The organism is Archangium sp. (assembly GCF_036388035.1).
Classification (GTDB): Bacteria; Myxococcota; Myxococcia; order Myxococcales; family Myxococcaceae; genus Archangium.
In genome coordinates this window covers 1-20,912 of record NZ_DASVSO010000128.1, presented here as the reverse complement: position 1 = coordinate 20,912, position 20,912 = coordinate 1, and the positions used below count along the sequence as shown (strand labels likewise).

General features: G+C 70.2%; 16 protein-coding genes. 11 read left to right on the top strand and 5 right to left on the bottom strand.

Going from position 1 to position 20,912, the window contains the following annotated elements:
• Positions 1-41 precede the first annotated feature (41 nt).
• From VF697_RS05705 to VF697_RS05690, 4 genes are all read left to right on the top strand, one after another.
• Positions 42-866: a hypothetical protein gene (locus tag VF697_RS05705; RefSeq protein WP_331092469.1), complete on the top strand. Its 825-nt coding sequence runs from the start codon at positions 42-44 to the stop codon at positions 864-866.
• 45 nt (positions 867-911) lie between these two features.
• Positions 912-2,483, top strand: coding sequence for a beta-ketoacyl synthase N-terminal-like domain-containing protein (locus VF697_RS05700; protein ID WP_331092468.1), 1,572 nt, complete (start codon positions 912-914; stop codon positions 2,481-2,483).
• Positions 2,484-2,597: 114 nt separating this feature from the next.
• Positions 2,598-6,263 (top strand): protein kinase domain-containing protein, encoded by a 3,666-nt coding sequence (locus VF697_RS05695; RefSeq protein ID WP_331092467.1) that lies wholly within the window; start codon positions 2,598-2,600, stop codon positions 6,261-6,263.
• 624 nt (positions 6,264-6,887) lie between these two features.
• Entirely contained in the window at positions 6,888-8,501 is a 1,614-nt protein-coding gene (locus VF697_RS05690) for a sigma-54 dependent transcriptional regulator (protein WP_331092466.1), read from the top strand.
• A 38-nt stretch (positions 8,502-8,539) separates the two neighbouring features.
• Here the strand turns inward: VF697_RS05690 and VF697_RS05685 are convergent, their stop codons facing one another.
• The gene (locus tag VF697_RS05685) at positions 8,540-9,274 is read right to left on the bottom strand and encodes a DUF6683 family protein (protein WP_331092465.1); all 735 of its coding nucleotides are present in this window, start codon (positions 9,272-9,274) and stop codon (positions 8,540-8,542) included.
• Positions 9,275-9,449: 175 nt separating this feature from the next.
• Here VF697_RS05685 and VF697_RS05680 point away from each other — a divergent pair, with 175 nt between their 5' ends.
• Positions 9,450-11,000: an MBL fold metallo-hydrolase gene (locus VF697_RS05680; RefSeq protein WP_331092464.1), complete on the top strand. Its 1,551-nt coding sequence runs from the start codon at positions 9,450-9,452 to the stop codon at positions 10,998-11,000.
• Positions 11,001-11,010: 10 nt separating this feature from the next.
• On the opposite strand, the gene VF697_RS05675 is transcribed toward VF697_RS05680, so the two are convergent.
• A complete protein-coding gene (locus tag VF697_RS05675) occupies positions 11,011-11,295 on the bottom strand; it encodes a hypothetical protein (RefSeq protein ID WP_331092463.1) in 285 nt (94 codons plus the stop codon).
• Between the two features lie 305 nt (positions 11,296-11,600).
• Between VF697_RS05675 and VF697_RS05670 the strand changes: the two genes are divergently transcribed.
• The 4 genes from VF697_RS05670 to VF697_RS05655 all read left to right on the top strand — a co-directional run bounded on the left by VF697_RS05670 (position 11,601) and on the right by VF697_RS05655 (position 14,770).
• Complete coding sequence (locus VF697_RS05670) at positions 11,601-11,822, top strand: hypothetical protein (RefSeq protein ID WP_331092462.1); 222 nt, start codon at positions 11,601-11,603, stop codon at positions 11,820-11,822.
• Between the two features lie 90 nt (positions 11,823-11,912).
• A complete protein-coding gene (locus VF697_RS05665; protein WP_331092461.1) occupies positions 11,913-12,776 on the top strand; it encodes a nucleotidyltransferase in 864 nt (287 codons plus the stop codon).
• An 80-nt stretch (positions 12,777-12,856) separates the two neighbouring features.
• Positions 12,857-13,255: a YkgJ family cysteine cluster protein gene (locus tag VF697_RS05660; protein ID WP_331092460.1), complete on the top strand. Its 399-nt coding sequence runs from the start codon at positions 12,857-12,859 to the stop codon at positions 13,253-13,255.
• 81 nt (positions 13,256-13,336) lie between these two features.
• A complete protein-coding gene (locus tag VF697_RS05655; protein WP_331092459.1) occupies positions 13,337-14,770 on the top strand; it encodes a sugar dehydrogenase in 1,434 nt (477 codons plus the stop codon).
• A 313-nt stretch (positions 14,771-15,083) separates the two neighbouring features.
• Here VF697_RS05655 and VF697_RS05650 read toward each other — a convergent pair whose 3' ends face one another.
• Both VF697_RS05650 and VF697_RS05645 read right to left on the bottom strand, forming a co-directional pair.
• Complete coding sequence (locus VF697_RS05650; protein ID WP_331092458.1) at positions 15,084-15,329, bottom strand: hypothetical protein; 246 nt, start codon at positions 15,327-15,329, stop codon at positions 15,084-15,086.
• Positions 15,330-15,637: 308 nt separating this feature from the next.
• Positions 15,638-16,558 (bottom strand): DUF2381 family protein, encoded by a 921-nt coding sequence (locus tag VF697_RS05645; protein ID WP_331092457.1) that lies wholly within the window; start codon positions 16,556-16,558, stop codon positions 15,638-15,640.
• Positions 16,559-16,669: 111 nt separating this feature from the next.
• Here VF697_RS05645 and VF697_RS05640 point away from each other — a divergent pair, with 111 nt between their 5' ends.
• Positions 16,670-17,092, top strand: a complete 423-nt coding sequence (locus VF697_RS05640; RefSeq protein ID WP_331092456.1) for a hypothetical protein — start codon at positions 16,670-16,672, stop codon at positions 17,090-17,092.
• A 31-nt stretch (positions 17,093-17,123) separates the two neighbouring features.
• Here VF697_RS05640 and VF697_RS05635 read toward each other — a convergent pair whose 3' ends face one another.
• Entirely contained in the window at positions 17,124-18,215 is a 1,092-nt protein-coding gene (locus VF697_RS05635; RefSeq protein WP_331092455.1) for an RNA polymerase factor sigma-32, read from the bottom strand.
• 68 nt (positions 18,216-18,283) lie between these two features.
• On the opposite strand from VF697_RS05635, the gene VF697_RS05630 reads away from it, so the two are divergent.
• Positions 18,284-20,704, top strand: coding sequence for a DEAD/DEAH box helicase (locus VF697_RS05630; RefSeq protein ID WP_331092454.1), 2,421 nt, complete (start codon positions 18,284-18,286; stop codon positions 20,702-20,704).
• The last annotated feature ends 208 nt before the right edge of the window (positions 20,705-20,912 follow it).

Genomic DNA, 20,912 nt, shown 5'->3' with positions numbered 1-20,912 from the left:
AGTCCGCGCCCCCCTCCACCCCCCGGGGACGAGCGACAGCAATGGGCCAGGCCAAACGCAAGGAGAAGAACCCCGAGGCGAAGGAGCCCCAGCGCCCCGAAGCGGAGGGCCCTCCCTCGGAGCTGGCGGCCTCGGAGCCCTGGAGCAAGCCCGCGGGGATGTCTCCCCGGGGCTGGGCGGTGCTCGCCGCCGTCATCCTCTTCATCCAGTTCCCGCTCATCCACTACGCCCTCCTCCGGGGCGAGGCGGACACCACCACCACCGTGCCCTACAGCCAGGATTTCTCGGACCCGGCGGTGGTGCAGCGCGACTTCTTCTCCACCGGCGGCCACTGGCGCACGGTGGGCGGGCAGCTCCTGTCGCCCGGCGTGAAGAACAACCCGCTGTGGCTCCAGGCGAAGCTGCCTCGGGACGTGGCCGTCGACTTCGACGTGCGCTCCGAGTCCCCCGAGGGCGACATCAAGGTGGAGCTCTTCGGGGACGGCACGGACCACGCCTCCGGCTACATCTTCATCCATGGCGGGTGGAACAACTCGCTGTCCATCATCGCCCGGCTGGACGAGCACGGGGCCCCGCTGGAGTCGCTCCAGCGACGGGCGGGTGGCAAGGGCCTGGTGGAGACGGGCGTCTTCCAGAAGGACACGCACATGCGCGTGGAGGCCCGCCCCTACCCGGTGCAGATTGGCCGCACCTATCACTGGCGTATCGAGCGCCGGGGCTCGCTGATACGTTGGCTCATCGACGGCAAGCCGTTCATGCAGTTCGATGACCCCCTCCCCCTCGAGGGAGCGGGTCATGACCGCTTCGGGTTCTCCAGCTGGGAGGCCCAGCTCTTCTTCGACAACCTGAAGATCGAGCCGCTGTGAGTCGGGTACCGGCCAGCGGCGATTCTCAGGGCCAGGGGTAACAACGTGCGCAGAGTCGGAATCTTCGGATGGGGCGTGGTCGCGCCCCGGTCCCGGAACATCGAGTCCTTCGAGAAGAACCTCGCGTCGGCGGAGAGCTGGCTCTCCCCCTTCCAGGGTGGCTTCGGTCCCAACAACTTCCTCGTGGGCCAGCCGGACTTCGACTTCTCCGAGTACAAGCCGTGGATCGACGCGCGCTTCCCCGCCACGCGCTTCGCCCAGCTCGAGAAGAAGATGGGCATGCCCACGAAGATGGCCATCGGCTCCTTCATCCAGGCGCTCGGTCAGAACCCGGGGCTGGAGCAGGAGCTGCAGACGCTGGGGGCTCGCTCCCACGTGTACGTGGGCACTGGCCTGGGCGACCTGCCCACCATCCATGACATCACCCTGCAACTGCACCGGGCCCAGCGCCGGTGGGACCGCTTCTGGGCGGCCCCCGAGCGCAACACCGCCCTGCGCCGCTGGCAGGAGACGCGCGAGCCGCTGCCCGGCATGCCCCCCGAGCCCTCCACGGTGGACGCGGACGCGCTCGACGAGGCCGAGGAGGCTTGGTGGCACTTCTGGGCCAGCCAGTCCCCCGAGCTGCGCGAGTTCCTCGCCGAGCAGAAGGAGATTGAAGGCCTGGGCGTCGAGGGCGGCAACGTGGAGGCCGCCAAGCTGGGCGTCATCAAGGAGAAGCGGACGCGCAACCAGCGCCTGCAGAAGAAGTGGGGCGCCCCCGAGCCGCCGTGGAACGCGGTGCCGTCCGAGATTCTCTGGAACATCCACAACACCCCCGCCTCGCAGATTTCGATGATGGGGAAGCTCACCGGCATGACGTTCGCGCCGGTGGCGGCGTGCTCCTCGTTCGGCTACGGGCTGAAGCTGGCGCTCGACGCCATCCGCCGGGGCGATGCGAAGGCCGTGGTGATGGGCATGGTGGATCCGCCCCCGCACTCGCTCACGGTGGGCGGCTTCTACAACGCACGCGTGGTGAGCGCGGACGGCGCGGTGTCCAAGCCGCTGACGGCCCTGCGCGGCACGCACGTGGCCGGCGGCTCGGTGGTGTGGATCCTCGGTGACCTGGAGCACTTCACCGCCAAGGGCTTCAAGCCGCTGGGCATGGAGCCCGTCACCGTGGGCGTCACCGCGGACGCGGACCACATCATCACGCCCTCGAAGGAGGGCCCCACCGTGGCCATCCACGAGGCCCTGCGGGCCGCGGGCGTGGCGCCGAGCGAGGTGGGAAGCTGGGACCTGCACGCCACCGCCACCCCGGGCGACTACCTGGAGGTGGAGACGCTGCGCGCGGTGCTGCCCGAGACGGTGCTGGTGACGGCGCGCAAGGGCACCTTCGGCCACGGCATGGGCGCTGGCGGTGGCTGGGAGCTGACGGCCCAGTACCTCGGCTATGCCCGGGGCCAGGTGTTCCCCACCCCACTCACCGAGGGCGAGCTCAACAAGGAGATCGGCCGCGTCCACGGCCGCTTCGTCTTCGACCAGGCCGTGGCCGCTCCCCAGGGCTGCGCCGGCAAGCTGTCCATGGGCGTGGGCGGCATCAACGCCTGCGTCATCTCGCGCCCCTGGGACGCGAAGTAGCACCCGAGCGCCGCGCCTGTTCCAGACAGGCGCTGGCGGCCCCCCGGTAGGGTAGGATGTGGCGGGCCGCCCCGGCACGTAGCCGTGGTGCGGGAGCACGAGGGGTCCGTCCGGATGCGAGAGGCGTACGAAGCGGAGCTGGGCATCGCTCTCGCCGAGGGGCTCCTGTCGAAGGAGGACGCGGACGCGTTGCTCGAGGAGGCCCTGCGCCTGGAGCGCGGCCCCCTAGAGCTGCTCCGGAAGCGGGGGCGCATCTCCGAGGAGACGCTCGTCACGCTCCACCGGGAGGCCCGGCACCAGGACGAGGTGGAGGCGGCGCGGGTCGGCGCCCGGCTGGAGGAGGCTCCCACCTTCGTGAAGACCCCCACGGAGACGCCGGAGCGCAGGCCCGAGACCCCGGCCTTCCCGGTGTCCGGCTGGGACCGGTACCAGTGCGTGCGGTTTCTCGGGCAGGGCGGCATGGGGCGGGTCTTCCTCGCCTACGACCCGCGGCTGCGCCGCAACGTGGCCCTCAAGTTCGTCCGCGATGAAGATCCCGACCTCACCCAGCGCTTCATCTCCGAGGCGCGCGCCCAGGCCCGGGTGCGCCACGAGCGCGTGTGCGAGGTGTACGAGGTTGGAGAGGTCCAGGGGAAGACGTACATCGCCATGCAGTACGTGGACGGGCAGCCGCTGAACCTGCTCGCGCACGAGCTCACCCCCGAGCAGAAGGCGATGGCGCTCCGGGATGCCGCCGAGGGCGTCCACGCGGCCCACCGCGCCGGCCTCATCCACCGCGACCTCAAGCCCTCCAACATCCTGGTGGAGCGCACGGTGGACGGCCGCCTCGAGCCCTACGTCATGGACTTCGGGCTGGCGCGCGACTGGAAGGAGGGCGTGACGGCCACGGGCTCGGTGCTGGGCACGCCCCACTACATGGCGCCCGAGCAGGCCCGGGGCGAGGTGGCCCGGTTGGATCGGCGCGCGGACGTCTACAGCCTGGGCGCCACGCTCTACCACCTGCTCACGGGCGTGCCTCCCGTCCCGGGCACCAATGCCCTGGAGGTGCTCAACAACATCTCCAGCGAGGAGCCGCGCCCGCCGCGCTCGTTGGATCCGGACATCCCCCGGGACCTGGAGGCCATCGTCCTCAAGTGCCTGGAGAAGGACCGCTCGGCCCGCTACGACTCGGCGCGCGCCCTGGCCGAGGACCTGGAGCGCTTCCTCGGGGGCGAGCCCGTGCAGGCGCGCTCCGCCGGGCCCTGGTACCGCCTGCGCAAGAAGGCGCGCAAGCACCAGCTGGTGGTGGCCGTGAGCACCATCGCCTTCCTCCTCGTGGCACTCGCCCTCGGGCAGGCCGTCCGCGTCCGGGGCGAGGTGGCGCAGCGCGAGCATCTCGCGCGCCGGTTCACCGAGCAGGTGGAGCACATCGAGGCCCTGGCCCGCTACTCCGGCCTCTCCCGCCTGCACGACACGCGTCCCGACCGGAAGGCCATCCGGGCGCGGATGGCTGAGATCGAAGAGGACATCCGTCAGGCCGGCGCGCTGGCCGCGGGGCCGGGCAACTACGCCCTGGGGCAGGGCTTCCTCGCGCTCGGAGACGAGGCGACGGCCCGGAGCTACTTCGAGAACGCGTGGCGGCAGGGCTTCCGCGAGCCCCGGGTCGCCTATGCGCTGGCGCTCGTGATGGGACACCTCTACCAGCAGCGCCTGCTCGAGGTGGAGCGCATCAAGGAGCCGGAGCTGCGCGAGTCCCGCCGGCACGACATCGAGCGGCGCTACCGGGACCCGGCCCTCGCGTACCTGCGGCAGAGCGAAGGGGCCGAGGCCCCCTCCTCCGGGTACGTGGCGGCGCTCATCGCCTTCTACGAGGACCGGCTCGACGACGCCCTGGCGCAGCTGGACAAGCAGGACGACGGGCTGCCCTGGTCCTTCGAGCTCCCCAAGCTGCGGGGCGACATCCTCCTGGCCCGCGCCACCCGGCACGGCAGGCAGGGCGAGCGGGAGCAGGCCCTCGCCGACTTCGACGCCGGTCGCCAGGCCTATGCCGCGGCCGCCGCCATCGGCGAGAGCGTGCCCACCATCCACTACGCGCTGGCGGAGCTCGAGCACGCCGCGATGCTCCTGGAGCTCTACGGCCAGGGCGACGTCCTGCCCCACTACACCCGGGGGCTGGAGGCCGTGTCCCGCGCGCTCCAGGCCGCGCCCGACCACTATGGCTCCAAGGTGCTGGAGGCGAGCTTCCATCGGCGCCTCGCCGAGTACCGGACGAACCAGGGCGGCGAGGTCGAGCCCCTCCTCGAGAAGGCGATCGCCACCGTGCGGAGCGCGCTGGTGCTCGCCCCGGCGCGCTCGGAAGCCCGGCTGGAGCTGGGGCGCAGCCTCTGGCAGTGGGCGCGCTACCGTCAGGACCGCGGCATGGATCCGCGCGAGCAGCTCCGCCAGGCCATCGAGGCCTTCGAGAGCATCGGACCCGACGACCGCAACTACGAGTTCCACACCCTGCGCGGGCTCGTCTTCCAGGTGTGGGCCAACTACGAGGAGCAGATTGGCGAGGACTCGCTGCCCAACCGCAGCCGGGCCATCGACGCCTACCTCACCGCCATCGGCCTCGACGCGCACCCGGCGGAGGCCTGGCTCAACCTCTGCTTCGAGTACTTCAAGCGGGCCTCCAACCCACGCGCCAGCGATCCGGATGGAGACCTGGAGCAGGCCCGGGCCACGCTCGACAGGGCCCGCGCGCTCAACCCCAAGCGCGTGACGTCCTACTACTACGGCGGGCGGATCCACACGATGATCGCCCAGCGGCAACGGGACCGGGGCGGAGATGCCCGACCCGAGCTGGCCACCGCCCTGGAGCTCTATCGCAAGGGGCTCGCCATCAACGCGGGGCTGTGGATCCTCCACGATGGCGTGGGGCTCATCCTCCTCGAGCAGGCCCGGGAGGCGTGGGACCATGGCGAGGAGCCCTTCCCCCTGCTCGACCAGGCCCAGGCCGCCCTCGCGCAGTCCATCGCCCTGGCCCCCCAGCTCGGCTATTCCTACGAGCATGTGGGCGAGGTGCACTTCTGGCGTGCCTCGTACCAGCGCGCCCGGGGCGTGGATCCACGCGCGAGCCTGCGTGAGGCGATGAAGGCCTACCGGCAATCGCTCGACCGGATGCCGGGCAGTTCCACGAGCTGGGCCTTTCTGGGCAAGGCCCACCGCACACTCGCCGCCTTCGAGCTGGAGCACGGACGGACTCCGCAACAGGAGCTCGCACGGGCCGCCGAGGCCCTCCACACCGCGAGCGAGCGCAACCCCCGCGATGCGGAAGCCTGGCTCCAGCTCGGGGAGTTGCAGGCGCTGGAGGCTCGCTGGCAGCCACGACAGGGACAGGCCCGCGCCGAGAAGTTCGAGGAAGCCGCCCGGTCCTATCAACGGGCGCTCGAGCTGGAGCCCCAGCGGCTGGAAGCCCGCGTCACCTTCGGCCACTTCCGCCGGGCGCAGGCCGCCTGGTTGAAGCAGAGCGGGCAGGACCCTGGCCCGTCCTTGAGACGTGGCCTCGAGCTGGCTCAGGGGGTGCTGGCCGCCAGACCCGAGTGGCCGGAGGCCCGGCTCCTGAGAGCGGACCTGCTCCTGGCCCTGGCGGATGCGGCGACCGACTCGGAACAACAGCGGCGGTGGCGCGGTGAAGCCCTGAACGACATCGACAAGGCACTCGCGCTCAACCCCCACCTCGAGCAGACCTGGAAGAGCCAGCGCCTGCTCGTGCAGCGACTCGTGGGCAGCTCTCCGCCTTCCGCGGCGAAGATGGAATGACCCGGGCCGCTGTCAGGGGCCACTACGGCACCACGGGCAGTTCCGGCATCGTCGGACCCGCGGAGTTCACCTCCGACTCGGTGTCGGTCGACTGGGTGGTGGTGGTGTCGGTGTCCGTGGTGGTCGTCGGCTTCTGGTCCATGAGTATCCCCCTCCGTTGAAAGGCTGCGCCAGCGGGCTTAGCAATCCACGTGCCCACTGCGCAACCCGGGCACCTCCCTCTCGACACGCCGGGGTCCACTCCTCAACCCCGCGTCGACGCCGCTTTCGACGTGTCGAACGACACACTTCGACACGTCGACCGACGTCTTTCGACGCGTCGAGAGCCGTCGACGCTCCGCCGACGCCCCGCTCCACCCGAGGAGAAGGACACTCCCGGGCCTGGGCACGCGCCTTGCTATGGCTTGGGCTCGCCGTACGACATGGCGCTTCGGTGCGCCAGCACCAGGTGCCAGGCAAGAGGGGCTCTTACGAGGAGGCGCGCCGAAGGGGGGGTGCGCGCCGGCTCGCGGATTCGGGGGAATCCAGCGACCTCTCTTCCTGGCGCCGGTGGAGTCCTACGACGCTCCGCGACCCGCTCGTGTAGGGTAGTGGCGTGGCCACCCACCCAGGTGCTCCGGCTCCATGAAAGAGCAAGTGCTCGCCGACGTCTCCACGGCCATCGTCAAGAAGCGGGGCGGCGGAGAGCGGGAGGCCCACCTCGTCCCCGCGCTGACCATCGTCTCGCATCCCGTGACCCGTCGCGTCGGTGAGCGGTTGCTGCTCGAGGCGCTGTCCGCTGGCCGGGAGGTGGCCCTGTCCCGGAGCGCTCCGGACTTCCTGCGGCCCGGCAGTGGCCTGGGGATGCCCCTGGCGGATCCCTTCGTGAGCCGCAAGCCGCTCGTGTTCGCGCCCGCCGGCGAGGGGCGTGTCCGGCTGCGCGTCGACGAGGGCGGCACCCGGGTCATCGCGGGCGAGCCCCTCCAGGGCGTCCGGGAGTTCGGTCCCGAGGAGCTGGCGGCGGGAGTGCCGCTGGAGTTCGCCGAGCGCGTGGTGCTGCTGCTCCACGCCATCCCCTCCGAGCTGGAGGACACCGCGGACCCGCTGGGCATGGTGGGCGGGAGCGTGGGCATCCGGCGCGTGCGCAAGGACATCGAGCGGGTGGCGGACCTGGACGTCCCGGTGCTCATCCGCGGCGAGACGGGCACGGGCAAGGAGCTGGTGGCGCGAGCCATCCACCAGCACAGCCCGCGCCGGGACAAGCCCTTCATCAGCGTGAACCTGGGCGCCATCCCCAAGGAGCTGGCCGCCGCCGAGCTCTTCGGCGCGCAGAAGGGCGCCTACTCGGGCGCGACGCGGGACCGGGAGGGCTTCTTCCGCGCCGCCCACGGGGGCACCCTCTTCCTCGACGAGGTGGGCGAGGCCCCGCCCGAGGTGCAGGTGATGCTGCTGCGCGTGCTGGAGAACGGGGAGATGTACCCCGTGGGTGCGCAGACGCCGGTCTCCACGGACGTGCGCCTGCTCGCCGCGACGGACGCCAACCTGGAGGAGCAGATCCGCCAGGAGCGCTTCAAGGCGCCGCTGATGCACCGGCTGGCCAGCTACGAGGTCCGCCTGCCCCCGCTGCGGGAGCGCCGCGAGGACATCGGCCCGCTCTTCCACCACTTCGCCCGCGAGCAGCTCGAGGCCATCGGCGAGGCCAACCGCCTCGCGTCCGAGGAGCCCTACGCCGAGCCCTGGCTGCCCGCGCCGCTGGCCTCCCGCCTGGTCCGCTACTCCTGGCCCGGCAACATCCGCCAGCTGCGCAACCTGACGCGGCAGCTCGTGATTGGCAGCCGGGGCCACCCGAGCCTGCGGGTTGATCCACGACTCGAACAGGAGCTGGACGCCGACGCGACCCCACCTTCCGGGCGCCTGGAGCCCACGCCGACGGCTCCTGAAACGAGGGAAGGCAAGGCCGCTCCCCGGCGCAAGCCGTCCGACATCACCGAGCAGGAATTGGTCACCGCCATGAGGGAGAGCGCCTGGGACCTCCAGGCCACCGCGGATCGGCTCGGCATTCCCCGGCCCTCCATCTACGATCTGATCGCCAAGAGCCCGACCATCCGCACCGCGGGGGACCTGAGCGCCGAGGAGATCACACGCTGCTTCCGCGAGTGTGGGGGAGACCTGGATGCCATGGTCCCGCGCCTCGAGGTCTCCAAGCGGGCGCTCAGCCGCCGCATCAAGGAGCTGGGCCTCACCCCGTCGGGCAGCTGAAGCGCGGGCACGACGGCACGCGCTTCCTTTCCGCGCGCCTAGTCGATGCGCACGGTGTCGCCGGAGATGCGCACCTTGTCGAGGGTGATGCCCATCATCTGCCCGAGCAGCTCCTTGGCCAGCTCGCGCGCCGTCTTCATCTGCTCCGGCCGTCCCTTGTCACGCCCCTCGTTGTAGAGGCCGAGGATGAGGGTGCCCGAGAGCACCACCGACTCGTACATCTCCTGCTTCTCCCGGTCGGACATGCGCCGCTCCTTGAGACCCATGGCGATGGCGGCGTTGACCTGCTCCAGCATGCTCTCCTGCTGTGCCTCGGTCAGCTCCTGGCCGTTCTTGAGGGCGTAGTAGGAGGAGATGAAGAGGAAGTTGAAGGCACCGGCGAGGTTGTTCTTCAGCCGCTGCTCATCGTTGTCCTCGAGCAGCTGGTCATACCCCTTGAGCAGCTCCAGGAGCGCGCCCTCCAGCTCCTCGCGAGGCTCCGCGTCGAGGTCCTGGATGCTGGCCGCCACCCGCTTGTGCATGACGGGAGCGCTCACCGGGCGGAACGACGACACCGAGAGCGGCAGCTTCACCGGCTCGAGCGTGGCGCCCGAATGCGCCCCAGCGGCCGTCCCCCGCCACTGCTTCTGGAAGGCCTGCTTGAGGTTGCCGTTGACGAATGAGGTGCTGCTGTACTGCCTGTACGGGTTGGCCTGCGCGCCCGCCTCCCCAGCCGAAGCGAGCAGGACGCAGCCCGCTCCCATGGCCAGGAGCATCCTGGAAATGTTGTTCATGTCCCCCTCCACACTGCTGAAACGAACCGGCTGAAACGAAGTGGTGCCCGGGAGCCAGCCTCCGACTCCAGCCCGCGACCCGGGAAGGCGGAGCATCATCACAGCGGATGCGCCAGAGCAAGCAGCGCGGCGAATGCGCTGGCCACCCACGCCCCGGGTTGCTAGCAGCCTTCCCATGCGCCTCACCCTCCACCGTGGCGTCAGCCTGGCTGTCCTCGCCTCGGCCCGCACCGAAGCGGAGCACCACGAGGACCTGGGTTGCAGCATCCAGGGCCCCACCGCCCGGCCCGTCCGTCAGGCCCACGTCCTCCTCAAGCAGCGGCTCGCGGAGCTGGGGCCGGAGCGCTCCCTGCGCGAGGCGAAGTCCCTCGTGCGCTGGCTGGAGGAGACGCCCCGCTACGCCGCGCTGCGGGAGGGCGACAAGCGGCGCGGCGGGCGGTACCTGCTGCGGCCCGAGGTGCTCTTCCCCGACGCGGCGCGGCACAAACCCCGCGTCCTCCACCTGCGCCAGGAGCAGATGGGGCTCGACTTCCCGGTGAAGGCCCGCGAGTGGCCGGCCCTCGCCGAGCTCTTCGCCTCGCTCGCGCGGGGCGCCACCCGGGCGGAGCTGCGCGCCCTCTCGGCGGTGCCCGCGGTGGGCGAGCTGCTCGCGGACCTGTCGAGCGCGGGCTGGCTGGTCCGTCACGAGGGCCCGGTGGAGGTGCCCGCCCCCGGTGCCCTCTTCGTGGGGCACAACACCGTGCTGGTGGCCAGCTCCCGGGCGCGTGTCCTCGTGGACCCGTACTTCCGCCCCGCCAGCGGCTTCGATTCACGCGACTACCAGCCCATGCAGCCGAGGGACCTCGGCCCGGTGGACGCCGTGGTCATCACCCACTCGCACGGGGACCACTTCCACCTGGGCTCGCTGCTGCAGTTGCCACGCGACACCCGCGTCTTCGTCCCGGCGGTGGAGCGCGAGAGCCTCTTCTCGACCGACTGCGTGCTGCGGCTCGAGCAGCTCGGCTACACCCGCGTCGAGGCCCTGCGCTGGGGCGAGGAGCGGCTCGTGGGCGACATCACCGTGCGCGCCCTCCCCTTCCACGGCGAGCAGCCCACCGACGGCGCGGGCCTCTACCCGGGCCTCTTCAACGAGGGGAACACCTGGCTGGTGCGCACGCCCGACTTCTCCACCGCCTTCTTCGCCGATGCCGGACATGACGTGCGCGGGGACATGCGCACCGTCTGCCGCGCGCTGCGTGAGGAGGCGCCGGTGGACGTGCTCTTCTGCGGCGTGCGGGGCTTCCGCCTCAAGCCCCTCTTCTTCGGCTACACCACGCTGGACGCCTACCTCGTCGACGTGCCCCTGGACGCGCTCGACAGGCCCCAGCAGCTCATGGCCGGGCCGGAGGAGGCCCTGCACTACGGCGAGCTGCTCGGCGCGCGCTACGTGGTGCCCTGCGCCGATGGCGGGGCCCCGTGGTACTGGCGCGAGGGCATGGGCCCCCGCTACCCGGGCTACCCCGGCGAGCCGGTGAGCGGCGCCAGCACCCTGGACGAGAACCCGGACGCGGACCCCTACCCCGAGCGGCTCGAGCAGGTGCGTCGGCAGGTGGGCCACGGGCCCCAGGCCCTGCTGCTGCGCCCCGGCGAGTCCCTGGCCTGGCGAGGCCGCAAGGCGCCGGAAGTCCTCCAGCACCCCGGCTTCGTCTGGCCCTTCGGCGGCATCCCGGCCCGGCGCGGCGCGTGAAGCGGACCGCTCAGTGGCCCTGTGGCTGGGTCTCGAGCGAAGGCCCGAGCTCCCGGAGGGGCTCCTCGGGGAATTGCTTCAGGTTGAGCAGGCCCGCCAGGACGTGCAGCTTCTCGTGCACCGACTCGTTGGTGAACTCGTGGAGGTCCATCAACGACTGGGCGTAGTCCGTGAGCGCGCTCAGCCACTCGTGCAGGCTCTCCGTGCTCGGGGGTTTCGCACGGGCCACCTCGATTCGCGCGTAGGCCTCGTGCAGCCGGTCAGCAGCGTCATCTACATGCGTGGGAAGTGCCATGGTCGCCACCCTCTCTGCTTCACCATGGGACCGCCCCGACGTGCCAGGGTGGGGTTCATGCTGGAGGGCCCGACTGGCACTCCACGAGGCGCTCCTCCCCGACGCTCCGGGGGAGCCCGGCGGCCAGGGCCTCCCGGCGGAATCTCCCGGCCTGGAGCCCCCCTCACCGCAAGCCGGGCCGATGAGCGAGCACACGAGCCCGTGGAAACCGGGGCCTCCATGCACCGGCGTGGAAGCGGACAAATCCTGAACCTCTGTAGCGCGGACCGGAGAAGGGCCGCGACAGCTGAGAAAGGGGGTCGACCATGCGAGGACGTGAGCGCATCTGCAAGAAACACATCAAGCAGGCAGGCTGGAACATCGCGACCGAGGGAGAGCAGGGGCAGGGCTACCACATCGAGCTGCACGGTCCCCGAGGGGAGCAGATGAAGGTGGAGGCCCCGACCAAGGCCCGCGCCTACCGCCATGCGGAGCGGCAGGTGAATGGCTCGGAGCCCGGAATGGCGCTCTGGGCCGCACAGGCCTGAGCCGCCTGGGAGGCAGCCGACCGGGCTGGTCCAACCTGCCCTCGACTGCCCCCGGACCTACCCTACCCGCCAGGACACGAGGGGCGCGTCATGAACGTTCAAGACACCGACAAGCCGCAGGAGGGGCAGGAGAGCAAGCAGGCATCTCCTGAGGAGCAGTCGAGCAAGCCGAGCAAGGCACCGCCTCCGATGCAGGCGGACCAACGTCCGCCCATCGAACGGGGCGCGCATCTGCTGGCGCTGAGCACGCTCAAGAACGCGGAGATTCCCTTCGTGGTGGCGGGCGCCTACGCCCTCCACCTCTACACGGGCATCTACCGCGACACCAAGGATCTGGACCTCTTCCTCAAGCGCGAGCATGTGGAGCGCGCGATGGAGGCCCTGGGAGGCATGGGCTTCCAGACGAAGATGCATGATCCGGTGTGGATCGCGAAGGCCTACGCCAACGATGAGTACTTCGCCGACCTCATCTTCAGCTCGGGCAACGGCGTGGCCATCGTGGACGACTACTGGCTGGAGAACGCCCACCCGGGCGTCATCCACGGGCTGCCCATCCTGGTGGCGCCCCCCGAGGACATCATCTGGTCCAAGGCCTTCGTCTGCGAGCGCGAGCGCTTCGATGGCACGGACATCAACCACCTCATCCTCGCCCGCGGCAAGCAGATGGACTGGAAGCACCTGATGATGCGGTTCGATCCGCACTGGGAGGTGCTGCTGGCCCACCTGACCTTCTACCGCTTCAGCTACCCGGGCCAGCGCGACCACGTGCCCCGCTGGGTCTGGGACGAGCTGCTGGAGCGGGCCCGCAACCAGCACAACGAGCCGGAGAAGAAGAAGCTCTGCCGGGGAATGTTGATCGCCAAGGGACAGTACAGTGTGGACGTCGAGCACTGGGGCTACGCCGACGCCCGCATGGAGGAAGTGTCGACCTTCCGCGATTACAAAAAGGACTGAGGCGCGCGACACGGCCCTTGCTCGCCTGGCAGTCCACCAGCAAGGGGGGACCCTCGGTCCCCTGAACCGAGGCTCCCCCGATGTCCCTCTCCACGCTCTGCCTGCGCTGCGGCCTGTGTTGCGACGGCACCCTCTTCACCCACGTGCCGCTGCAGCGCACCGAGGTGGCGCCCTTGCAGGCGCTCGGGCTGCCGGTGAAGACGCGCGAGGACGGCTCGTCGGTGCTCCCCCAGCGCTGCGCCGCGCTGGAGGGGAGCCGGTGCACCGCCTACGCGGAGCGCCCCGAGGGCTGCCGCCGCTACCACTGCCACCTCTTCTCCGCGCTCGCCGAGGGCGAGGTGTCGCTCGACGAGGCCCTCGCCGTGGTGGAACGGGCGCACGCCCTGCTCGCCTCCGCGGGCGGGGAGCGCGGGCCCGAGGTGGAGGACTACCTCGACCGGCACTTCCGGGGTCGTCACCGGCGCTCCACGGCGCCATAACCCGCGACGCTTCGTAGCGTGGGCGACGGAGCGGCCGGGGAATGATTGGAGCCCCGGGAGGGTGTCGTTAGCCTGACCGGCATGCGCTCCTGGATCTTCTCCGCCGCCGCGGTGCTGTGGTTGTCCTCGTCCGGCTGTAGCCCCTCCTCCACGAAGACACCCGCCGATGCCGGGCAGGACGCGGGACAGGACCCAGGGCAGGACGCGGGACAGGACGCGGGGCCTCGCACCGAGCCTCCCGACGCGGGCCCGAGCACCAGCAACCCGAACCCAAGCCCGAGCCCGCCCGAGGGAGCCAGTGTGCAGGTGACCGTGACGGTCCCCGAGGGCCTGCGCCACCATCCGTTCAACTCGCCTCGCACCCTCACCGTGCCACCCGGCTTCTCGCTCTCCGTCTTCGCGCGCATCCCGGGTGCACGCTTCCTGGCGGTCGCGCCCAACGGGGACGTGCTGGTGTCACAGCCGGACGAGGGGACGGTGAAGCGGGTGCGGCCAAGGCCCGGACAGCTCCCCGAGGTGCTCGACTGGGCCACCGACCTGCGCCGTCCCCATGACCTCGTCTTCCACACCCGAGGGGGCACCACCTGGGTGTACGTGTCCGAGACGCACCGGGTGACGCGCTCGGTCTGGCAGCCGGGCGACACGCAGCGCCGCGATGCCGAGGTGCTGGTGGACGGCCTGCCGGACTCGAGCTCGCCCGAGCTGAAGGGCCGCTACGGGCACGAGTTGAAGAACATCGCGGTGGACTCGACGGGGCGCCTCTACGTCTCCATCGCCTCCACCTGCAACGTGTGCCTGGCGGACACCCAGAGCACGCCCGAGCGCGCCACCATCTACCGCTACGGGCCGGACGGCGGCGCGGGGCAGCTCTTCGCCCGGGGCCTGCGCAACGCGGAGGGCCTCGCCTTCGTGCCTGGCACGGACACCCTCTGGGTGACGGTGAACGCGCGCGACAACATCCCCTATCCGCTCGACGACGGCACCGGCCAGTACGGCAAGGTGCTGGCCCCCTACGTGGACGATCACCCGCCCGAGGCCCTCACCCACGTGCGCGAGGGCGGCCACTACGGCTGGCCCTTCTGCAATCCCAACCCGGACACGTCGAGCAGGCTCGAGCAGATGCCCTTGGATCGCGACTACGACCTCAACCGCGCGGGGAGCGTGGACTGCGGCCGGATGGACCGCTTCGACCAGGGCATCCAGGCGCACTCGGCGCCGCTGGGGCTGTTCTTCCTCAACGGCACGGCCTTCCCCGCGCCCTACAACCCGGGAGTGGTGGTGGCCTACCACGGCTCGTGGAACCGCACGCGGCGCACCGGCTACAAGGTGACGTACTTCTCCTGGGACACGGCGACGGGCCAGCCCTCCACGGAGATGGATCTCGTCACCGGCTGGGTGTCCCCGGATGGCAGGAGCGTGTGGGGCCGCCCGGTGGACGTGGGCGTCTCCGCCGACGGCGGACTGCTCATCAGCGATGACCAGGCGGGAGCGCTGTACCTGCTGCGCAAGCAGTGAGCGCGCGCCAGCTCGGTCCTCGCCTCGCGCAACCAGCGCTTCTCCAGCTCCAGCAAGGCCCGTTGCCGCTCCTCATACGAGGCATTGGCCTCAATCAGCTTCAGCAGCACCTCGTCCTTCTCCTGCCCGCGAGCAAGTCCGCGCGCTCGTGTGGTGCGTTTCATGCTCACGCCCCCGGACAGGGCTTGGAGTTAGCCCTCTGGGTGGGGATTGCTGTTCCTCGCTTCTAGACGACTAGAAGTGATGTATGCCTCCATCCTACACCACTTCTAGACGACTAGAAGCGAGCCGCTTCCGACCGGGGGTCTCCTCTTCAGGGAAAGACGCTGACGATGGACAGTCCAGTGCCGCTGTCCGGCAGGAAGGCGCTTCCGGGCGGGGAATCCGGTCGCTTCACCAGCCCACCGCCAGCGTCCTGCGCGACAGCACAGATGGGCAGGCGGCGGCCGTCCGGCAACTCGGCCTCGTAATACCGGATGACTGCCTCGCTCCCGCCGGTCCAGACCCGTCCGTACAGCCGCGTCCCCACGGGGATGCCCCCCATAGGCCGGACGTCCATGACACCCACCACGGGACCCTCCACGAATCGGGCCGGTTCCTGATCTGTCAGGGAGATATCCGCCACGATGAAGGTGCCATCCCCGGGAGTGAGCCCAAGGCGCGCCATCGTCTCCATGGCCCTCTTCGGGCATTTCTCGGATTCTGGCGTCCCATCTGGCCGGAGCCCGACCCCCGCGCAACCCACGCCCATGCAGGCCAGGGCAACCACGACCAGGGATGAAAACCGTAGATGAATGGACATGCCTGTCTCCTTTGTACGTTTCGGCGCGGGCCCCGCGAACACGACCCGTCACGCGCTCGACGCGCTCAATACATGAGCCGCATCAGTTGTAGCCCCTGTTCGGAATCCTCCCGAGGGCAGAACAGCAGGCGGAAGCTCGCGGTGCTGCTCACCGCGAGCGACTCGGACACGACGACGATGCGACCGCTGCTTCCCGCCGGGATGGTGACGGGGCGCGCGCGAACGGCAAAATCCCTGCGCGCTCCGCTCTTCTCGTCCGTGAACGAGACATCTCGCAGGGACCACGGCACCAACGGATCCAGGTTCTCCAGCAAGACCACAACGGCTGTCCGTCCGCCACCTTTGAAGATCTCGACGTCGGCGCGCACCCGCTTGCTTCGAAATCGGAGCCCATCGACTCGACGAAAGTTGCGGACCATGCGCTCGTCCAGCAGCAGCAGCGCCGCCAGCAGCGCGTCCGGTGAATTCTCCTCCCGTTGGTACCGCTCCAATTCCGTGAGCGCCTCGTCGAGCCTGCGTTGCAGCCCCGTGTTGTCCACCTCCGCCTGTTCGAGCGCGGCGAGCAGCGCGCCCTGGGTGAAGGGGCTGGTGAAGACGTTCACCTGGATGTCCGCCTCCGCCCGGGCCACCGGCGCGAGGCGCAAGGGCAGCACCTTCCCATCCTCGAAGGCCACCAGCAGGGTGACGCCACCCCACCGCTCGACCCCCGCCAGGGGCAAGAGCGTGATGGAGCGGCCCGCCACCCCGAGCGGCTCGAAGCGCGCCTGAGCCCCCTCCTGAAGCTGCGTCCGCACGGGGTCGAGCCCGGCCTCGAACCGCAGCACCGTCGCGGTGTCGGTGGCGATGAGAACCTGCCCCCCAGGGGACTCGGGCCGCCCCGAGAGGACGAGGTTCCTCCGACCAGGGACAGCAGGCTCCCCTCCCCTCGCTTCCACGGTCACCAAGGCGACAGCCACCACCAGCCATCGAGGGACATTTGCGCTCATGTGCTTCTTTCTCTGGCCATCGGATGACTCGAAAGGTAGCATTCCCACCTCACATTTCAGCCACCTTTAAAGTCACGACGACTTCAGAGGTCAAGCCACCTGGAGGAGCACATGAACCGAGAGCAGTTCTTGACGTGGTCGGAGAGTGTCCTGTTGCCCTGCGCCGCGCCCGGCGCCGTTCCCAGTGGAGGGGGCGCCTACCGGAGCATCCGCACCGCCCCGAGGCAGTACCTCGGGGTGGATGTGCTCCAGGATGGCACCCTGCGCGTCTACCTCTACTCCAACAGCACCGCGCTCAAGGAGCGCTGGCTCCGGCTCAAGCTCTGCCTGGAGGGGGATGGCGCTGGCGCTCCGGTGAGCCTCGACTCGCTCCCGCCGGAGGCGCGCCCCCGCCTCTACATGCGCGACAACGGCGAGGAGCAGCGCGGCTTCTTCGGCTTCGAGTGGCGCCGCGGCTCGCGCGACCTCCTCCCCGAGCAGACACCGCTGACCCAGTACGTGGAGTGGCTGCGCGAGGTGGCGCGCAAGGGGTGAAGGTGCGCGGCGCCTCCATCCCGGAGGCCCCTCATCCCTTGGGCATCGCCACGAGGTCGAAGTCCGGGATGTGCTCGCGCATGTACTCCCGCATGCGGTTGATGAGGGCGGCTTCGATTTGCCTCGCCCGCTCGCGGCTCACCCCGTACTTGTCGCCGATGTCCTGCAGCGTCAGCGGCTCGTCGGCGATCAGCCGGTTCTCGAAGATGTAGCGCTCCTTGCCCTCGAGCGCCTTGGCGAACTCCTGGAGCTTTTCTCGGAAGAGCGCCTTGAGCTGCTCGTTGCCCAGCCGCTCCTCCGCGCCCTGCTGCGACGAGGGCAGGAACCGGTCCCCTCGCGTCGCCGAGGAGTCTTCGCCTCCCACCGGAGCGTCCAGCGACACCTCGTCGTGTCCCAGCCGCTGGTCCATCTCCACCACGTCCTGCTCGGTGACGTTGAGGCGCTCGGCCAGCATCTTCGGCGTCACCTCGAAGCCCTGGGCCAGCAACTTCTCCTGCTCCTGGCGCAACTTGAAGAAGAGCTTTCGCTGGGCCTCCGTCGTCCCCAGCTTCACCATCTTCCAGTTGTCCATGATGTAACGAAGGATGTAGGCGCGAATCCACCAGGCCGCGTAGGAGCTGAGCTTCACCCCGCGCTCCGGGTCGTACTTCTTCACCGCCTGCATCAGCCCGATGTTGCCCTCCTGCACCAGGTCCAGCAGGGACAGCGGGTTGCGGTGGTACTCGTGCGCCAGCTTGACCACCAGGCGCAGGTTGGCCGCCACCAGGCGGTAGGCCGCCTTCACGTCCCCCGTGTCCCGGAAGTGCCTGGCCAGTGACACCTCCTCCTCTCGGGAGAGCAGGGGGTGGCGCGTCACCTCGGCCATGTAGGCCTGGAGGGGGTCGGCCCGGGTCAGCCCGGACTCCCCCGCCTTCACCAGGGCGGCTGGGGCCCTCGTGGGGGCCTCCTCCACCTCGGCCTCGACCTCCTCCAGCTCCTCGGGGGCGGGCTCCAGGGCCTCTGGTTCCGGCTCGGCGGATTCCGCCTCCACTGCCTCCGCTTCCTCGGGGGGTGGGGCCGCGGCCGGCCGCTTCGCCCGGGTCCGGGAGCCTGGGCTCCCCGTTTTCTTCCTCCCATTCGCCATGGGGAGTTCCTTATGCAAAGTGAGCCGATTGTTGCCAGAGGGTAATGCAGGGGTTATGCCCCTGCCTGATGAGCGACATTCAAGACCCGGAGCAGCCGGGAACCACTGCCGAAGCGTCGACCCGCCCCGCAGAGTACGTCGCGGATGTCAGCTTCGAAGACCTGAATCTCTCCGAGCCCCTGCGGCGTGCCATCGCCGAGCGCGGCTATACCCACCCCACCCCCGTGCAGGCCAAGGCCTTCGGCCCCGTCATGGCGGGCAAGGACCTCATCGTGCGCAGCAAGACCGGCACGGGCAAGACGGCCGCCTTCGGCCTGCCCCTGCTGGAGAAGATCTCCGCCGAGGACAAGCGGGTGCGCGCCCTCATCCTCTGCCCCACGCGCGAGCTGGCGCTCCAGGTGGCCGAGGAGCTGGCCGCCCTGGGCAAGCACAAGGGCGTGAAGGTGGCGGCCATCTACGGCGGCGCCTCCATGAAGCAGCAGGAGGACGCGCTCGACGAGGGCACTCAAATCATCGTGGGCACGCCCGGCCGGGTGTTCGACCACATCAACCGCGGCAACCTCAAGCTCGAGGGCTGCACCCACGCGGTGCTGGATGAAGCCGACGAGATGCTCAACCAGGGCTTCTACGAGGAGGTGACGCGCATCCTCGACCGTCTTCCCAAGGACCGGCAGGTGCTGCTCTTCAGCGCCACCGTCCCCACGGACATCCAGAACCTGATTGCCCGCTACACCACCAACGCCGAGACGCTGCTGCTCTCCGGCGACGTCTTCACCGTCGAGCACATCCACCACATCCGCTACGACGTGTCGGACGCCTTCCCCAAGCCGCGCAACCTCATCTACGTGCTGGAGGCGGAGGAGCCGCAGAACGCCATCATCTTCTGCAACACGCGGGATGACACGGCGCTGGTGACGGCGGTGCTCAACCGCAACGGCTTCGACGCGGACCTGCTCAACGGGGACCTGCCGCAGAAGGAGCGCGAGCGGGTGATGGGCAAGGTGAAGCGCGGCGAGGTGGCCTTCATGGTGGCCACGGACATCGCGGCGCGCGGCATCGACATCTCCGGCCTCGAGTACGTCATCAACTACTCGCTGCCCGAGGATCCGGCCGTGTACCTGCACCGGGTGGGCCGCACCGGCCGCATCGGCAACAAGGGCACCGCCATCAACCTCTTCTCCGGCCGCGAGCTGGCCACGTACTCCGTGCTGGAGAAGAAGTTCGGCATCAAGTTCGAGCTGCGCGAGATGCCGGCCCCCGAGGAGGCCATGCGCCTGTGGGCCGATCGCCACGTGCGGGAGATCCGCGAGGCCGCCTCCAACTCCATCTTCGAGGGCTTCCTGCCCCTGGCCACCCAGCTCAAGGGCCGGGCGGACGCGGATGACCTCATCGCCTTCCTGCTCAAGTACTTCTTCAGCCACCTGCGCATGGAGAAGGCCCAGGCCGCCGGGGAGCCCGAGCGCACCGAGTCGCAGGAGCGCAAGCCCGAGAGCCGCCGCAAGGAAGGCCGGGAGCGCGAGCGGGAGCGTCCCCGCGACAGGGAGCGCGAGCGGGAGCGTCCTCGGCGCGAGGAGCGTCGCGACACCCGCGCGGAGCCGTCCGGCGAGCGGCGGGAGCGCAGCGACAGGCCGCCCCGTCGTGGTGAGCGCGAGCGCGGCCCCGGAGGGATGGAGGCCGGCCCCGGCGAGGTGAAGCTGTGGATCAACCTGGGCACCGAGGATGGCCTGGGGCCCGGCAGCATCGTCACCGCCCTGGAGGAGGCCGGTGCTCCCGCCAACAAGGTGGTGCGCGCCGACCTCAAGCCGGGCTTCGCCTACGTCTTCATCTCCCAGGAGGACCTGCCCGGCTTCGAGGCCCTCAACGGCAAGCAGTACAAGGACAAGGCGCTGAAGGTGGAGAAGAGCCGGCCGCGCGGCGAGCGCGATCCGAACCGGCCGCCGCCCTCGCCCGACGCCGGCCCCGGCGAGGTGAAGCTGAAGTTCAACCTCGGCACGGATGACGGCCTGGACGACTCGAAGTTCGTCGCCGCCCTGGAGGCCGCTGGCGCTCCCTCGGGCAAGGTGCTCAAGACGGTGCTGCGCGCCGGCTACGGCTACGCCTACGTGGCCGAGGCGGAGGCCGCCGCCTTCGAGGGCCTCACCGGCAAGCAGCACGGCGAGAAGGCACTCAAGGTGGATCGGCACCGGTCCCGCGGCTTCCGCGAGCGTCCGCCACGCGTGGAGCGTCCCGAGCGCGCCGAGACGCCCGAGGTGCCCGGACAGGCGCGCCTGTGGGTGGGCCTCGGCCGCTCCGAGGGACTGGACGAGGCGGCCGTCACCAGCACGCTGGAGACGCTGGGCGCCCCCGCGGGCAAGGTGCAGCGCGTGGAGCTCAAGCCCACCTACGCGTACGTCTTCGTCGCCGACGAGGACGTGGCCGGCTTCGAGGTCCTCAACGGCAAGCAGCACGGCGAGAAGACGCTGAAGATCGAGCGCGCTCGTCGCCGGTAGTCGGCTCGCTCGGAGGGCGGGGTCGCGGTTCCCACCGCCCCCGCCCCGAGCACCCCTTCCCCGGATGGCCTAGACTCACCCCGCCGTGTCCGACGATCGCTCCTCCCCTCCCGCCGACAGCAACGCCACGGTGCTGACCCTCAGCCGGCGGCCGGAGGGAGGCGACGTGTCGGAGCTCTTCGCCGGGCGCTATGCCCTCGAGATGCTC

Coding starts and splice junctions, on each gene's coding strand:
- VF697_RS05705 (WP_331092469.1), top strand. CDS start 42: ATGGGCCAGGCCAAACGCAAGGAGAAGAACCCCGAGGCGAAGGAGCCC.
- VF697_RS05695 (WP_331092467.1), top strand. CDS start 2,598: ATGCGAGAGGCGTACGAAGCGGAGCTGGGCATCGCTCTCGCCGAGGGG.
- VF697_RS05690 (WP_331092466.1), top strand. CDS start 6,888: ATGAAAGAGCAAGTGCTCGCCGACGTCTCCACGGCCATCGTCAAGAAG.
- VF697_RS05685 (WP_331092465.1), bottom strand. CDS start 9,274: ATGAACAACATTTCCAGGATGCTCCTGGCCATGGGAGCGGGCTGCGTC.
- VF697_RS05680 (WP_331092464.1), top strand. CDS start 9,450: ATGCGCCTCACCCTCCACCGTGGCGTCAGCCTGGCTGTCCTCGCCTCG.
- VF697_RS05675 (WP_331092463.1), bottom strand. CDS start 11,295: ATGGCACTTCCCACGCATGTAGATGACGCTGCTGACCGGCTGCACGAG.
- VF697_RS05670 (WP_331092462.1), top strand. CDS start 11,601: ATGCGAGGACGTGAGCGCATCTGCAAGAAACACATCAAGCAGGCAGGC.
- VF697_RS05665 (WP_331092461.1), top strand. CDS start 11,913: ATGAACGTTCAAGACACCGACAAGCCGCAGGAGGGGCAGGAGAGCAAG.
- VF697_RS05660 (WP_331092460.1), top strand. CDS start 12,857: ATGTCCCTCTCCACGCTCTGCCTGCGCTGCGGCCTGTGTTGCGACGGC.
- VF697_RS05655 (WP_331092459.1), top strand. CDS start 13,337: ATGCGCTCCTGGATCTTCTCCGCCGCCGCGGTGCTGTGGTTGTCCTCG.
- VF697_RS05650 (WP_331092458.1), bottom strand. CDS start 15,329: ATGGACGTCCGGCCTATGGGGGGCATCCCCGTGGGGACGCGGCTGTAC.
- VF697_RS05645 (WP_331092457.1), bottom strand. CDS start 16,558: ATGAGCGCAAATGTCCCTCGATGGCTGGTGGTGGCTGTCGCCTTGGTG.
- VF697_RS05640 (WP_331092456.1), top strand. CDS start 16,670: ATGAACCGAGAGCAGTTCTTGACGTGGTCGGAGAGTGTCCTGTTGCCC.
- VF697_RS05635 (WP_331092455.1), bottom strand. CDS start 18,215: ATGGCGAATGGGAGGAAGAAAACGGGGAGCCCAGGCTCCCGGACCCGG.
- VF697_RS05630 (WP_331092454.1), top strand. CDS start 18,284: ATGAGCGACATTCAAGACCCGGAGCAGCCGGGAACCACTGCCGAAGCG.